The organism is Alkalicoccus chagannorensis DSM 18086 (genome assembly GCF_000429725.1).
Lineage (GTDB): Bacteria > Bacillota > Bacilli > Bacillales > Salisediminibacteriaceae > Alkalicoccus > Alkalicoccus chagannorensis.
In genome coordinates, this window is record NZ_AUCK01000014.1 from 44,010 (window position 1) to 59,556 (window position 15,547).

13 protein-coding genes and 1 pseudogene are annotated in these 15,547 nt (G+C 54.4%); 8 read left to right on the plus strand and 6 right to left on the minus strand.

Annotated features, from left to right (window positions below):
• Positions 1–82: 82 nt before the first annotated feature.
• The 7 genes and pseudogenes from fliD to G477_RS0109180 all read left to right on the plus strand — a co-directional run bounded on the left by fliD (position 83) and on the right by G477_RS0109180 (position 5,958).
• Positions 83–1,870 carry a flagellar filament capping protein FliD gene (gene fliD, locus G477_RS0109145; protein WP_026697693.1) on the plus strand — a complete coding sequence of 596 codons (1,788 nt, stop codon included), beginning with the start codon at positions 83–85 and terminating at the stop codon, positions 1,868–1,870.
• A 50-nt stretch (positions 1,871–1,920) separates the two neighbouring features.
• Positions 1,921–2,277, plus strand: a complete 357-nt coding sequence (gene fliT, locus G477_RS0109150; RefSeq protein WP_026697694.1) for a flagellar protein FliT — start codon at positions 1,921–1,923, stop codon at positions 2,275–2,277.
• Positions 2,278–2,414: 137 nt separating this feature from the next.
• Positions 2,415–2,798, plus strand: a complete 384-nt coding sequence (locus G477_RS0109155) for a flagellar protein FlaG (RefSeq protein WP_026697695.1) — start codon at positions 2,415–2,417, stop codon at positions 2,796–2,798.
• Positions 2,799–3,212: 414 nt separating this feature from the next.
• Positions 3,213–3,635: pseudogene (gene fliS / locus G477_RS21550) on the plus strand (flagellar export chaperone FliS); the annotation flags it as partial.
• Positions 3,636–4,187: 552 nt separating this feature from the next.
• Positions 4,188–4,574 (plus strand): DUF8042 domain-containing protein, encoded by a 387-nt coding sequence (locus tag G477_RS0109170; RefSeq protein WP_026697697.1) that lies wholly within the window; start codon positions 4,188–4,190, stop codon positions 4,572–4,574.
• The gene (locus tag G477_RS0109175) at positions 4,561–5,529 is read left to right on the plus strand and encodes an alpha/beta fold hydrolase (RefSeq protein ID WP_026697698.1); all 969 of its coding nucleotides are present in this window, start codon (positions 4,561–4,563) and stop codon (positions 5,527–5,529) included. Before G477_RS0109170 ends, G477_RS0109175 begins: the two co-directional genes overlap by 14 nt.
• 93 nt (positions 5,530–5,622) lie before the next feature.
• On the plus strand, positions 5,623–5,958 hold the full coding sequence (locus tag G477_RS0109180) for a DUF4870 domain-containing protein (RefSeq protein ID WP_026697699.1): 336 nt from the start codon (positions 5,623–5,625) through the stop codon (positions 5,956–5,958).
• 185 nt (positions 5,959–6,143) lie between these two features.
• Here G477_RS0109180 and G477_RS0109185 read toward each other — a convergent pair whose 3' ends face one another.
• From G477_RS0109185 to G477_RS0109200, 4 genes are all read right to left on the minus strand, one after another.
• Positions 6,144–7,433 carry an L-lactate MFS transporter gene (locus G477_RS0109185; protein WP_035211679.1) on the minus strand — a complete coding sequence of 430 codons (1,290 nt, stop codon included), beginning with the start codon at positions 7,431–7,433 and terminating at the stop codon, positions 6,144–6,146.
• A gap of 18 nt (positions 7,434–7,451) precedes the next feature.
• Positions 7,452–7,940, minus strand: coding sequence for a helical membrane plugin domain-containing protein (locus G477_RS19225; RefSeq protein ID WP_051287867.1), 489 nt, complete (start codon positions 7,938–7,940; stop codon positions 7,452–7,454).
• Entirely contained in the window at positions 7,933–10,893 is a 2,961-nt protein-coding gene (fdhF, locus tag G477_RS0109195; protein ID WP_026697701.1) for a formate dehydrogenase subunit alpha, read from the minus strand. The genes G477_RS19225 and fdhF overlap by 8 nt, the downstream gene beginning before the upstream one ends.
• A 485-nt stretch (positions 10,894–11,378) precedes the next feature.
• The gene (locus tag G477_RS0109200) at positions 11,379–13,154 is read right to left on the minus strand and encodes an alpha-glycosidase (protein ID WP_026697702.1); all 1,776 of its coding nucleotides are present in this window, start codon (positions 13,152–13,154) and stop codon (positions 11,379–11,381) included.
• Between the two features lie 247 nt (positions 13,155–13,401).
• On the opposite strand from G477_RS0109200, the gene manA reads away from it, so the two are divergent.
• On the plus strand, positions 13,402–14,355 hold the full coding sequence (gene manA / locus G477_RS0109205) for a mannose-6-phosphate isomerase, class I (protein WP_026697703.1): 954 nt from the start codon (positions 13,402–13,404) through the stop codon (positions 14,353–14,355).
• 276 nt (positions 14,356–14,631) lie between these two features.
• Here manA and G477_RS0109210 read toward each other — a convergent pair whose 3' ends face one another.
• Positions 14,632–14,871, minus strand: a complete 240-nt coding sequence (locus G477_RS0109210) for a hypothetical protein (protein ID WP_026697704.1) — start codon at positions 14,869–14,871, stop codon at positions 14,632–14,634.
• A complete protein-coding gene (locus tag G477_RS0109215; protein ID WP_026697705.1) occupies positions 14,864–15,256 on the minus strand; it encodes a single-stranded DNA-binding protein in 393 nt (130 codons plus the stop codon). The genes G477_RS0109210 and G477_RS0109215 overlap by 8 nt, the downstream gene beginning before the upstream one ends.
• Between the last annotated feature and the right edge of the window lie 291 nt (positions 15,257–15,547).

The window sequence follows — 15,547 nt, forward strand, 5'->3', positions numbered from 1 at the left end:
GGCCGCTGCGGGCACAACGTTTGCTCGAAAGACTGCCTGGAGGCTGCTTCCACAACAGAATAGAGGTAAAGGAGATGGCGATATGCGGCTGACCGGCTTTGCGACGGGGTTGGATATTAACCAGATGGTGCAGGATTTGATGAAGGCGGAACGGATGCCGATGGAGCGGATGGAGCAGGACAAGATCCGCGCGGAGGTCCGGATGGATCAATACCGGGAGATTAATGAGAAGCTTCGGGATTTTCGGGATAATACGTTTGATTCGGTGCTGCGCCGGTCGCAGATGCTCGCCAATGAGGGGACCAGTTCACATGAGAACCTCGTGACGGCTCAGGCATCGTCTTCGGCGTCGCAGGCGTCGCTCCGGATTACGGAAGTGACTTCTCTGGCCTCCGCAGCGTCGAACGCGAGCGCAGGCGCTGTCTCGGAGGAGCCGGTGGATGTGCAGGCGTCGTTCGGCAGTCAGGCGTTTGCCGGGGAAGAGAGCGGTGCGTGGACACGTGGACTGGTGAACCGGCAGACGATTACGGTGCAGCAGGCGCATACAACGATGTCGCTGGATGAAGAACTCGGGAATCCGGATTCTGTCGTTGTGCGGGTGAACGGCCAGGCGTATAAAGTGGTGGAAGAGTTCGATGAGGGGCTTCGTGCGACGCAGGTCATGATCAATCCGGATACGAATGAGCTGACGTTTGGAGAATCGCTCGCGCGGAACGACCGTGTGGAAGTCACTGCGATGACGGCTGATGAGAATGGTCCGGATCTGTACTCGGTGAACGAGCTGACGGTGTATGATGAGGATGGTCAGGCCGTCCGGGATGCTTTCGTCGTCACGTCGGAGGATTCGATGGAGGACGTGATCTCGCAGTTCAACCGCTCGGTGACCGGCGTCAATGCGTTCTTTGATGAGCAGTCCCGACGCGTGTCGGTCATGCGCGAAGATACTGGCGTGTTTGCGGCGGAAGGCCAGCCGGAAATGCAGTTCAGCGGAACATTTTTTAACGACGTACTTCGTCTGGATGACGCTGGGGAAACCGCTGCCCGCAATGCGGCCTTCACGGTGAACGGGCTGGAGACGCACCGCCGTTCGAACACGTTTACCATCAGCAACATCCAGCTGACGCTGCAGGATACGTTCTCCGACCGGGATGTAACGGTCGGTGTCTCCCGCAACACAGACAGCATCATGGAGACGATCACCTCTTTTATCGATGAATACAATGAGATTGTGGAACTCGTCAACGGCCGTGTTCGCGAAGAATCGTTCCGTGATTACCCGCCGCTCACCGAAGAGCAGCGCCGGGAGTTGTCCGAACGGGAAGCGGAACTGTGGGACGAGCGTGCAGAGAGCGGCCTTCTCCGCAACGACGGGCTGCTTCGAAATGGCATGAATACGTTCCGCCAGCAGTTCTACACGCCGGTGATGGGCGATGTCGATACATCGATCACCCAGCTCACGCAAATAGGGATTTCCACGACGTCGAATTTCCGCGACGGCGGGATTCTCGAAGTGGATGAAGAGAAGCTCCGGGCCGCCATTGAAACGGATGCAGAAGGTGTTTTTCAGCTTTTCGCAGGAGACGGGACGCCGCAGGAGCAGGGCATTGCGAGACGTGTCCGTGCCAGCGCGGATACGCTGATTGAATCGATTGCCCAGCGTGCCGGGGGCTCCAGAGGACGTACCGTGAATCACCAGTTTACGATTGGGCGGGAAATCAATAATATAGAGGACAGGATGACGAATTTTGAGCGTCGGCTGGAACAGATTGAAAACCGCTACTGGGCGCAGTTCAATGCGATGGAGCAGGCCGTGCAGCGTGCCAATTCCCAGTCGGAGTCGTTCTTCGCACAGATGTACGGAAACTTTTAAACGGCAGTGCCGGATCACTGCCGCAGCATGACGGGAGAGGTAGTGGTACCATGGCACTGATCAAAGAAATGTATCAGACGACGTACAAGCTCCGTGAGCAGCTCAAGCAGCCCTATCCATTATCGGACGATGACCGGGACGGCTACATCGCCCGGGTGAATGAACTGCTGGAACTCCGTCAGCGCTACCTGGATCAGGGAGCGGCACCGGAGACCGAAATGGAGCAGAAGGCGGCCAGAGAGGTACTGGAGATGAACAAAGACGTGCAGCAGATGCTCGCGGAGCGGCAGCAGATGATCCAGCAGGACCTCAACAAGCTGAAGAAGAAAAGGCAGACGGGACGGCGCTACGAAAATCCGTATGCAGGGCCGTCGCCGGACGGGATGTTTTTTGACTCGAAAAAATAGCCGGTGCCGGGGTATGCGGACCTTTGCTTACAGCCTTTTGCGGTGAAATATGAAAATAAAAGAGTCGAAAGGTGGAATTTCTCCGCTTTCTTCCGATACTAAAGGTGTGCACGACATTTTATCGAGGAGTTGATCACATGGAAGTGAATCAAGCTGGCTCGATGTCTGTGAATGACCTGTTTTCCCGCACGCGGCATGCTTCGGAACGATCGGAGCGGAGCGAAGTGGCAGCAGCAGGAGCCGGCCGGAGCATGGAAGTGACGGCGGCAGCAGCAGACTCGACCGAGCGCACCTGGCAGCAGGAGGATCTGGACCGCGGTATCGAGGCGATGAATGAGCTCGCCGTGTTCAAGGACCGATCGCTTCAGTTTGAGCACCATGACACGCTCGATCGGACGATGGTCAAGGTGATTGACCGGGAGACAGAGGAAATCGTAAGGGAAATTCCTCCAGAGGATTTCCTCGACATGATTTCGTCCATGCTGGAATTTGCAGGCATCATCATCGACGAACGGATCTAAGCAGCAAACCGTCTTCCCACCTGGAGGCGGTTTTTCTGCCTGAACGGGGGAAGTGAAGAGAGCGTGGGCGTCGACTTCGGCGTGGGGTGCAGGCAGTTTCAAGTGATAAGAAAGGGTGCTTTTCACCTTGTAAGAAACGAGTCACAGCAGGAAGGCATCGGCTGTGTCGGCTGCTCGGGAAGCTGGAAGCATCTATGCTTCTCTCCAAGAACCTACGGTACACGCCATGCCGATTACATGGCGTCGTGCGCTGCATGGGAAGAAAGAAAATTCCTGTTTTCGTTCAAAAGCCTGCAGCGACGCCGCACGCCGTTTCGACCAGAAGCCGCTTCGCACTTTTGTTAGGAAAAAAGTGCAGGAAGGCTAAAGGTTTCAGGCTGCCTGCCGATATAATACATAGGAACATTGTCATCAATGAAAAGCACGATAGTGTACAGAAAGGGTGTCGGCATCGTGAATTCTAATCCATATGCACAGTACAAACAGAATGCCATGGAAACCAAGTCCCCCGGCGAGTTGACGTTGATGTTGTACGAGGGATGTCTGAAATTTATGAAACGCGCAGAGACAGCTTTGGCAGAAAACGAAGTCGAAGAGAAGCATACGAACCTGGTGAAAGCGCAGAACATCATCCGGGAGCTCATGGTCACCTTGAACACCGATGTTCAGGTGAGCAGCGACATGATGCAGCTGTACGACTACATTCTGAATCAGCTGATCGAAGCCAACACGAAAAACGATGTGGAAGCCTTGAAGCGGGCCGAGCGGTTCACCATCGACTTCCGCGACACGTGGAAAGAAGTGGTGCAGGCAGACCGCCGGCAGCGATTCGGTACGAAAGAGCGTACGGAAGCTCCAGCTGCTCCGCAGGCCGGAAGCACGAACGGACAGGCAGTAGGACGAATCCAGCCGGAGAAAAAAGCTGTCCCGGCATCAGAAACATCCCAGCCAGCGGCTTCCGCGGCTCCGTCCAAAGCCCAGCCGGCTAACCCGTATGCCAAAGCCCGTCAGCAGGCGGTGGCTGCAGGAGCACCATCCAATCCATATGCGAAAGCAAAACAGCAGGCAGCGGTTGCTGCCGGCACGTCGAACTGGAACTAACGTCAGCATCGTGCTGAACGAACAAGCGCTGGACAAAACAATGCTTCCGACGATCCAAGGTGGATCATCGGAAGCATTGTTTCTTTGTGCGGGAAAGAGCCTGCGATTGTTCCATGGAGACGGGGGCTTCGTCTTCTACACTGGATGAACGAAGCGCTTGTTCTTGAAGTACCTGCATCGCCGCCCCACGGGATGGGCGGAAAAGACAGCACTGGCAGGCCTTTGTTTCGTGCAGCCGTTTTGTGCACATGATATGATAGGAAAAAAGAAAGCGGAAGGAGGGCCTGCATGGCACGGTTATCGGAGAAGCAGGAGATATTTCTGCAGCAGTACCGGCTGCTGCTGGATGAAATAGCAGAGGCTGCTGCGTACGCGGCTTCCTGCTACGAGCAGGGAGATGATGATATTGGAGACCGGCTGCTGACATCTGTGTGCGGCGGCATGCTTATGTATCATCCTGATAACGTGACGCTGTACTCGATTTTCGCCGGAGATGAGGAAGCACTGCAGCTGTTGAAGGTCCACTACGAAACGATGGTGACCGCTTCCCACATTCAGGCGGATGACGCGGCAGCAGATGCGAAAAAACAATTCGTGCAGGGTGCGCTGATGCCGGCGTTACTGCAATGGCAGCAGCGGCTGCAGAAAGAAGGAGACAACCATGCCCCTCATTGACCTGCCGTTGGAACAATTGTATACATACCGCGGGCGCAGTCCGGAGCCTGACGATTTCAGCCGATTCTGGACCGAAGCGCTCGCGGAGCTTGATCATCATGAAGCAGCTCCTGTCCGCAGGCAGGCTGATTTTCAGACGAATCAGGCATCGTGCTGGCATTTGACCTTTACCGGGATCGGCGGCGCGGACGTGCATGTGAAAGAACTTCGTCCGCGCGGCTGGACCGAAGGAGACCCTTCTCCTGCCGTGATCATGTTCCATGGATACGGTCGTTCTTCCGGCGGCTGGCTCGAAAAAGCGGCATGGGCCGCAGAAGGCTGGTCCGTATTTGCGATGGATGTCCGCGGCCAGGGCGGTGCATCCACGGATCCCGGGGGTGTCAGCGGCTGGACGCTGCAGGGGCACATCACACGGGGGCTGGAAGATGGGCCGGAGCAGTTATTTTACCGAAACGTGTTCCTGGATGCTGCGCTGCTCGCCCGCCTTGTCTGCAGCGACGACACTGTCGACAGCAGCCGCGTCAGTACGACCGGGTGGTCCCAGGGAGGAGCCCTCGCACTCGTCTGTGCCGCGCTGGAACCGCGGATATCCCGGTGTGCACCGGTGTACCCGTTCTTGAGCGACTACCGCCGCGTCTGGGAAATGGATTTGGCGGAAGCTTCCTATCAGGATATCCGCCGCTGGTTCCGCCGTTTTGATCCACGGCACGAGCGGGAAGAGTCGTTTTTTCATACACTCGGGTATATTGATATCCAGCACATGATGCCCTGGGTGCGCGCAAACGTGCTCATGGGAACCGGGTTGATGGATACAGAATGTCCGCCGTCGACGCAGTTTGCGGCATACAACCGGCTGACATCACCAAAAGAGGTACTCGTCTACCCGGATTTTGCTCATGAAAACCTGCCTGGTCACCCTGAAGCCATTTTTTCTTTCCTCACGAAGGGACCATGAATCCCTTTTTGGCCGGCTGACAGCATCATTAACAATAAAACAGGTGTACATGTTCGTCAGAAAGGGCATAGACTGGTAAAAGGAGGGTATTCTATGCATGCATCATCTGAAGATAAAATACTTGCAGGACTCATCTACGTATTGAGCTTTTTCTTTCCGATTCTCGCCCCGCTGATCATCTGGCTGGTCAAGATGAAGACGTCGCCATTCGTTGATTTTCACGGCCGGGAGTATTTCAACCTTGCGATTTCCTATTTCGTGTACGGGTTGATCGCCAGCATTCTCACATTCATACTGATCGGCTGGGTGCTGATTCCGATTATCGGCATTGCGTTGATTGTCCTGACCATTATCGGAGCAGTGAAAGGATTTTCCGGTGAGACGTACAGGTTCCCACTGATTTTCCGATTGATCCCGGATAGAAAATAAAGCAGGTACAAGCTCGAATTGCATCATATCTGTAAAGAAAAAGCTTCCGATCCTCCTTGGTGGAGGGTCGGAAGCTTTTTTGGATGTAACAAGGCTTCATCTTGATAGGAAGAGAAGAAGGCTTGGTCCCCTCAGGGCCAAGCCTTCTTCGAATCAACGACTGGATGCGTTAGCTGCATGGGGTATTAATTGCCGGCAGGAGACGTGTTTCCTTTTTCTGCGGCCTCTGCATTTTCTTTCCGCAGCCGGTTCATGTCGATGCGGATGATAAGGGAGGCAGCGAGTGCGACAACAAACATGCCTCCGAAAATATACATCGTCAGTACGTAGCTATCCGTCACTTCACGCAGCCACGAGACGACGACAGGACCGATGAGACCGGCTGCAGCCCATGCTGTCAGAATGTAGCCGTGAATAGCCCCCAGCTGCTTCGTTCCAAACAGATCGCCGATGAAGGCTGGAACGGTAGCGAACCCACCGCCGTAGCAGGTCATGATCAGGAATAGAATGGCCTGGAACATCAGGGCGTGTGTAATACTTGGCAGGACAAGGAACGATACTACTTGAATGACAAAAAACGCAGTATAAACATTGGCTCTCCCGATATAGTCGGAAATGGAAGCCCACGCCAAACGTCCAGCTCCATTGAAGAAGCCCATGATCCCGACCATCGTTGCAGCAGCCGCTGCGCTCAGACCGGCGATTTCTTCGCCCATTGGCCCCGCTACAGACAGAATCGCAATGCCGCACGTGACGTTGATGAACAGCATCAGCCAGAGCAGGTAGAAGCGGCGTGTTTTGATCGATTCGTTAGCCGAAAGGTAGGAGAGGTCCTGGTTTCCCTGCTCCTCGCCTTCTTCCTCTTCCTTGTCGAGCATCGACTGTGGTTTCCATCCCTCAGGAGGACGCTCCAGATAAAGGGCGGATGGAAGCATGACGACAAAGTAAATCGCGCCGAGCGCAAAGAATGTACCGGCAATGCCGAACATAGCAATGAAGTTCTGAATCAGCGGACTGGCGATGACAGACGCAAAGCCGAACCCCATAATAGCGAGACCGGTCGCCATCCCGCGCCGGTCCGGGAACCATTTAACGAGGGTGGAGACAGGAGTGATGTAGCCGACCCCGAGGCCGAAGCCGCCTAGGGCCCCGTAAGCCACATACATCAGCCAGATCGACTCGAGCTGGGCAGCCAGCCCGGAGCCGAGCATCCCGGCTGCAAAAAATCCGGTGGAAACAAGCCCCGATACCCGGGGCCCGTACTTTTCAACAAAATGTCCCATGAACGCAGCGGAGAGGCCAAGAAAAGCAATGGCAATACTGAACGTGATCGAAATGGCTGTCAGACTCCAGCCGAACGCTTCGTTCATCGGATTGGTAAAGACGCTCCATGAATACACAGAGCCGATGGAAATATGAATACCAACCGCCGCCGCAGCAATCAGCCAGCGGTTTTTCGTTGCTTCAACAGCCATAGTGACACGCATCCTCTCCTAATGATCTTTGTTTTTGGGTGGTTCACCCATCCCTTCGAGGAAGCGGAACATCACGGTGATGGCTTTGTTCACTTCCGGGTCTTTGACTTTTTTAATGAGGTCCAGATAGCCCGTCTTTTCTTCCGGATCCGGGTCCTCTGCAACTCTGGAGACGCCATTTTTGACGCGGTCCAGCAGCACCTCAATTTCACTCATATTGATTTTGCCGAGCGTCGATCCGATCAGCAGCAGGTTCTTCAGCGCTTCCGTATTGCCTTCTTTTGTCGCCTCCCGGACAAGGATATGGAGTATCTCATCCCCTTCAGCCAGAAGCCCGTTCAGAGCCGAGGTTATACCAGTCTCATTCAAATTTTTCGTGAGCTGGATCATGCCGAGGACGGCTTCCTTATTGTCGACAAGCGCATCCTCAATTTCGGTCAGTGTTTCCCGTCTTTTTTCTTCTTGGGTCGGCTCGTGCTTCTCAATATGCCGGATTGGATCAGCCATTCGAATCGGCCCCTTTCCTTACGAGATCTCCAGGGAAAATATAATCTTTGCGTGCCCATTTGGCCTCGACATTGACACCGACCTGCGGCTGCGGGTTGCCATAGCGGTGATTGATCTTCTTCGGCAGCGGGCTCTCCCCGGTGCGCTTGAGGATTTCCATCTTCGCAGACACTTCTTTGTAGGCAGGTGTATCCGTATCTTTATCGGCGTAGCTGCTTGTCAGCTGGTTGATCGCCCCTTCGCCGTTGTCGTTCATCGGCAGGTAGAGCTCTGTTCCTTTAACCCGGTCCGTGACGATCGTCTGGACCTTCGCGGAGCCGTATGGAGACGTAAGACGGACGAGCGTCCCGTCTTCGAGTCCGCGTTCCGAGGCAAGTTCCGGCGAAACTTCCAGGAACGTCGACGGCGTTTTGCTCGTAATGCCTTCAGCCTTGTACGTCATGTTTCCTTCATGGAAGTGTTCCAGCAGCCGTCCATTGTTAATATGAAGGTCATATTCTTCTCCAAAGTCGAGCGGCTCGGTCCAGCCGACTGGATAGAGGCGGGCGCGGCCGTCCGGGAATGGGAACCCGTCTTCGAATAAAAGCGGCGTATCGGTTCCGTCTGCAGCCACCGGCCATTGCAGGCTCTTATAGCCTTCCAGAAGGTCGTAGGATACGCCGGCAAACAACGGTGCGAGCGAAGCGGCTTCGTCCATCACTTGGGACGGATGCTCATAGGACCAGCCGGCGCCGAGGTGGTTGGCGAGCTCGGTGATGATCTGCCAGTCCGGCTTCGATTCGCCGAGCGGCTCCAGTGCCTGGTACAAACGCTGGAAGCGGCGTTCCGTGTTCGTAAAGGTGCCGTCCTTTTCCAGGCTCGGACTCGCCGGCAGTACGACATCGGCAAATTCCGCTGTTTTGGAAAGGAAGATGTCCTGGACGACGAAGAAGTCGAGCTTCTTGAACGCGTCCTGCACGTAGTTGAGATTGGAGTCGACAATGCCCATGTCTTCCCCTTTCAAATACATGCCGTGCAGCTTGCCGTCGTGGATCGCATCCACCATCTGATGGTTGTTGTAGCCGATCTCACCGGAGAGTGGAGTGCCCCAGCCTGCTTCGTAGCGGCGGCGGACTTCGTCGTCGGTGACGTCTTCGTAGCCTGGGAACTTGTTCGGCATGGAGCCGAAGTCGCTGGCACCCTGGACGTTGTTATGGCCGCGGAGCGGATACGTGCCGGCTCCCGGTTTCATGTAGTTGCCGGTAATGAGCATCAAGTTGGAAATCGCTGTACTAGTATCACTTCCGCCGAGATGCTGGGTAACCCCCATCGCCCAAAGGGAGCAGACCGTGTCTGCTTCAGCAATCATGTGCGCCGTTTTCACCAGTTCGTCTTCTGTTATCCCGGTCATTTCCGCTGCGTAGGCCATCGTAAACGGCTCGAGGCTCTGTGTGAATTCCTCCATGAAGTTTACGTGTTCGGCCAGGAACTGCTTGTCGTGAAGGTCGTTGTCGATAATGTATTTGGATACGGCCGAAAGCCAGACAAGGTCTGAACCGGAGCGCGGCTGGATAAACTGATCCGCCCGATCCGCCATTTCATGACGGCGCAGGTCGGAAACGATCACTTTCTGACCGTGCAGCTTCTGGGCACTCTTCACGCGAGTGGCGAGTACCGGGTGAGATTCCGCCGTGTTCGAGCCGATGATGAGCACGAGGGAGGCTTTATGAATGTCCTTAATGGTGCCGGAGTCGCCGCCGTAGCCGACGGTGCGGAACAGCCCCATCGTCGCAGGAGTCTGACAGTAACGTGAGCAGTTGTCCACGTTGTTCGTCCCGAAAATGCTGCGTGCGAGTTTCTGCATCAGATAGGATTCTTCGTTGGTTGTTTTGGACGAACTGATGAAAGCGAGTGCGTCTTTGCCTTTTTCTGACTCGATTCGGCGCAGGTTCTCCGCAATTTTCGTGTAGGCCTCGTCCCAGGAAGCTTCCCGGAAGCGTTCGCCATCACGGATGAGCGGCTTTTCCAGACGGTCGCCGCTGTTGACGTAGTCCCAGCCGAATTTGCCTTTCACACAGGTGGAAATCCCGTTGGCAGGAGCATTGGCATGCGGCTCCACTTTTAAAATCTCTCTGCCCTGTGTCCAGACGTCAAAGCTGCAGCCGACACCACAGTACGTGCAGACGGTTTTTGTTTTGTTGATTTTCGATTCCCGCATGGAGGCTTCCATATCCGAGATCGCGAGAATGGAGCCGTAGCCGGTTTCGACGCTTTTCGTGAGTTCAATCATCGGGCGGAGTGTATCCTGGCTCATACCGGTCATATAGCCGGCCTTGCCTTCCATGTTTTTCTCCATCATAGCGTTGCACGGGCAGACGGTAGAGCAGTGCCCGCAGGAGACGCAGGAGGATTCGTTGATGGCGACATCGTTATCCCAGATGACGCGGGGGTTCGGGCTGTTCCAGTCTATGGATAAGGTTTCGGTTACCTGAAGGTCCTGACAGGCTTCTACGCAGCGTCCGCACAGAATACACTGGTCCGGGTCATAACGGTAATATGGATGAGAGTTGTCTTTTGCTGCCGGTTTTGGTTCAAATGGCGTTGTCTGGTGTTCGATCTTCATATCCTTTACGGTATTATGGATCTCACACGTGCCGTTGTTGTAGTCACACACGGTGCAGTACAACTCGTGGTTATGTAAAATCCGGTCCATGGCAATGACCTGGGCATCCTTTACGTCCTGAATCTCCGTGTACACACTGGAGCCTTCTTTCACTTTTGTATCGCAGGCGCGTACGAGTTCTCCGTCGACTTCCACAATACACGTATCGCACGTCTTCACCGCGCCCAGGCTCGGGTGGTAACAGACCTGCGGCACCTCACTGCCGGACTCGTTTAAGTGTTCGAGTACCGTAGTTCCGTCCTGCGCTTCTACGGGGGTACCATTGACCTGCATCTGCAGTTTTTTTCCCATACGCGTCTCCCATCCTCTCCTCTTTTTGCTTTTTCGTGCATGGGGTCCCATACCCCAATCCTGGGAAAGGAAAACCAAATCATGAAAGTTTTTAGTTATTTCTGGCATTCGTTATGGGAAATTAGAAGATGAACCATGCGTCATAAACGGGGCCTCCAGAAGGAGAGAAGGCACAAATAGAAGGGGACTTTCGTTTATGCACAGAGCACCGCCCCCGTTCTCCTGCCAGGCAGCGGCAGCGCGCCTTTGCGCACGTTGGGGAAGGAGCACTCTATGTTCTTTCATAAAGGAAAGACGATGCGGTTCTCAAGTGATGTCCAGTCACAAACAAAACGCTTCCGATCATCCAGGCTGGATCATCGAAAGCGTTGGTTCCTTGTTTCATAAAATGTAGACGTGGTCATTGAGGGAGACGTGGCGCTGCAGCGCCACGTTCCGTCCGAAAGACGCTCGCGCTTTCGTTCCTGGAAAACGTGTGATTATTCTTATCCGTCTTCCTGCAGAATGACAGCTTCAAAAGGAGCAAGCTCCAGCGTCAGCTTTCCTGCTTCTGGCTGCATCCGTTCGTGTGAGTCAAGGCTTCGGAAGACCGTTCCTTCGTCTTCTTCCAGTTCGATCACAGCAGGGGAGATGCTGCTGTTCATCGCAAGGACGAATCGGTTGTCGTCATCGCTTCGTTCGAATGCAATCACGCGTGATCCTGCTTCTGCCTGCCGGGAGACGAACGTACCGTCGCGCAGCGCCGCATACGTTTTACGAAGGTCGATCATGGACTGATAGAACTGGAAGAGGTCGTGGTCCTGATGCTCTTCGTTCCAGATCATCGGTTTCCGGCAGCCCGGGTCCGCACCGCCGTCCATGCCGATCTCATCCCCGTAGTAAATACACGGGGATCCGAGGTACGTCAGCTGAAACGCAGCCGCGAGCTTCATGCGGTCTTTGTTCCCTTCTGCCAGCGTCAGCAGCCGCGGCGTGTCGTGCGAATCGAGCAGGTTAAAGGCAGCTTCATTCGCCTGCTTCGGATAGGAAATAAGCATTTTATCGAGCTGTCCCATGAAGGTGGCAGCGTCGATGTCATCTTTGACGAAGAAGTCGATAATGCTGTTGGTCACCGGATAGTTCATGACGGCATCGAACTGATCGCCGCCGAGCCAGGCGAGGGAATTATGCCAGATTTCGCCCAGAATGTAGGCATCCGGGTCTGCTGCTTTCACCACGTCGCGGAATTCGCGCCAGAAGCGGTGGTCCACTTCGTTGGCAACGTCCAGCCGCCAGGCGTCGACGCCGATGTCCTCGACCCAGTAGCGGGCGACTTCGAGAAGGTATGCTTTGACTTCCGGGTTCTCGGTGTTCAGCTTCGGCATGCTCGCCACAAAGCCGAACGTGTCGTAGTTCAGCGGATCGGTGGATAACGGGAAGCTGCGGATATGGAACCAGTCTTTAAACCGGGACTGCTCCCCGTGTTTCAGGACATCCTGGAAAGGCGGGAAGTAATAGCCGGAATGATTGAATACCGCATCGAGCATGACGCGCATCCCGCGGGCGTGCGCCGCATCGACGAGTTCTTTCGCTTTCGCATTGTCCCCGAACTGCGGATCGACTTTCAGGTAGTCAATCGTATCGTATTTATGGTTGGAGCGCGCTTCGAAAAAAGGCGTGAAGTAGATGCACGTGATGCCGAGCTCTTCCAGATAGTCCAGGTTATCGATCACGCCCTGCAGATCGCCGCCGAAGAAATTATCCCGTTCGGGCACGGCGTCCGGTGTCCACGGTTCGGTGCCAGGTGGATTCAAGGAGGGATCGCCGTTGGCAAATCGCTCCGGGAAAATTTGATAAAACACGGCATCCTTCACCCATTCCGGCGGGGAGTGGACGTCCGTTGGATTAATGAATGGAAATTCAAACATGCCGGAAGGAGACCAGAGCATGCCGACCCCTCCGGACTGCAGTTCGTTTTCGGAAAAGCCAACTTCGTTCATGAATACGGTCCGGCCGGCGGATTCAAATTTGAACGCGTAGGCAAACCGGCGGAACGGCGGCTGGATCTCCGCCTGGTAATAGTCGAACATTGTATCGGATGCAAAGATATGCATCTCGGTTTCCGTAATGGTTTTTTCGTTGAAGTCATACTTGTCGCCCCAGACGACAGAGACCCGGTCCATGTCGTCCCGTTTCGTGCGTACACGGATATGAAGCGTTTCTTCATCGTAGGCATAGGCGTAGTGGGATTTCGGCTGGTGGAATACCGCTTCTAGCAGCATCGTCATTGTCCTCCTTTTTGTCCGCAGAGACCGGAGGCGGAGGCCCCGCCCCCGGCGCTTTTACTCTATTAGTGTTGCGGTCCTCTGCGGTTCACATTAGAATAGTAGTCAGGTTTTCTTTCAATCAGCTCCGGCTGAATATAAGGATAAGAAATAGTGCAATCGTTTGCGCCAGCAGCTGAAAGCTTTTCATAGTATAGCAGACTGGTGAAAGCGCGTGCAAATCGAAGTCAAGGGGGAGTCTGGCATGCCACTGCTGAAGCTGAAACCGATGTTAAAGGAGAAAATATGGGGAGGAACGGCGCTCGCGTCGTTCGGCTATGAGCTGCCGGGGGAACAGACAGGGGAATGCTGGGGCATTTCCGGTCATGGCTCAGCGACGAATGAAGTGGCGTCCGGGCCGTATGCCGGCCGGACGCTGCGCGAACTATGGCAAGAAGAGCCGCACCTGTTCGGTATGACAAAGAAGAAGGAATTTCCACTGCTCGTCAAGCTGCTGCACGCAGCAGACGATCTATCGGTGCAGGTTCATCCGGATGATGCCTATGCTGAGGAGCAGGAGGGGTATCCATACGGGAAGACGGAATGCTGGTACATTGTGTCTGCAGACCCCGGCGCTGAACTGGTGCTTGGTCACAACGCCGCCACCCGGGAGGAGCTGGAGACGATGGTGCACGAAGGCCGGTGGGAAGACGTATTCCGCCGAAAGCCGGTGAAGGCCGGCGACTTCGTGTATGTGCCTGCAGGTACCGTGCATGCGATCGGAGCAGGCATTGTGCTGCTGGAAGTGCAGCAGAGTTCGGACATTACCTACCGCTTTTATGACTACGACCGGCCGGGCCAGGACGGGAGCCTCCGTGAACTTCACGTGGAGGATTCGATTGCCTGTACCACGGTTCCGCATCAGGATCGGACGCCAAAACGGTGGCGCTGGCAGGAAGACGATGTTCTCGTGGAGGAGCTGATTGACACTGACTATTTCTCCGTGCGCTCGCTGCAGCTGGACGGGAAAATGATGCTCCGCAAGCGGGCACCGTATCAGCTCGTGACGGTACTCGATGGCGCAGGAACAGCCTGTGTGAAAGGCGAGACGTATGAGGTGAAGAAAGGCGATCATCTCGTCGTGCCGGCCGACATTCCGAGCGTGAAGTGGGAAGGTCAGCTGCAGGTCGTGGTGGCAGAGCCGGGTGCGAAGGCGTAGCATGCGGGGAGCTGCGTCCAGGGGAGAAAACGGAGCAGAGCCGCCCGGGTCCAGCGGGCGGCTCTGTGAAACGTGCGGTCTATTGTATTTCAGGGTGAACTGTGCCCTGGCTCCGTCGTAACGAACAGATGTCACGGGAGACAGGACCCGGCAGAGGGGATGGAAGCATGTCTTCCTGATCCAGGCTGGTACGTGCTGCCTTCTTTGCGCCGGTGACCTTAAACAGAGGGCGGCCAGGTGGTCGAACCTGGGCCTCCCGGATGAAGCGGGTAGTGGTTATTTTTCCATTGATTCAACAAAGGAGCGCATAATCATGTCATCAGCATTCATGTTTTCTATGTAGTGGGTATCTACAAGACTCTTCAGCTCAGCTACGGTGACATGCAGATACTGTATGGCATCTGTCGTCTCCTGGAGCTGCTCGACTAAATCCAGTACATCATCTTGTTTCGCAGTCTGATATTCTATCGTATTCAATTTGCGTATCACAGCTTGAATGAGTTCTTTCTCATTCATGCACTTCGTCCTCCACCAGCTGACGGTCCTCATCAAGGGAGATCCGCTCTTCCTGTTCTGTCACTTTATTGATTTTCAGAAAGGTGACTGAATCAGCCGTGAGGTCTGGTACAGTCATCTTTTTTTCGTTGTCCATGTGGAGTTCCCGTGTCTGTACGCGTCCTTTCACAGTAATCATCGAGCCGGTACCGCAGTATTCTGCTACACGCTCTGCGAGCTGATTCCAGCAGCAGATCTGGACGAAGTCGGTATTGACTGTCCCTTTCTTCGTACGGTAAGGACGCTGTACGGCAAGGGTGAAACGTGTTAATGGGGTACCTGAATTTGTTGTGACCAAATGGGGGTTCTTGGCAATACGTCCTACAAAAATGAACTGATTAAACATGTTTTCTGCTCCTCGCTCCATTTTATTTTATATGATCCAATCGTGCAGTAAAGTCCTCCTCCCCAAGTTCATCACCGACGGAACAAGAACGTATGTTTTGAACGTTGTGGACGTCAAAAATGTAAATTACTTCTTGTTTGCGGTTACAAATATATATTAATCTAAAAGACGGGATAAAAAATGAGTACAAATACCTAACTTGTGAAAAAGAGGTCAAGTTAGAATTATCAGATAATTCATTGACTTCCTGTATCCCTGGCTGGTATAGTGAACGTGACTACTTATTCCATG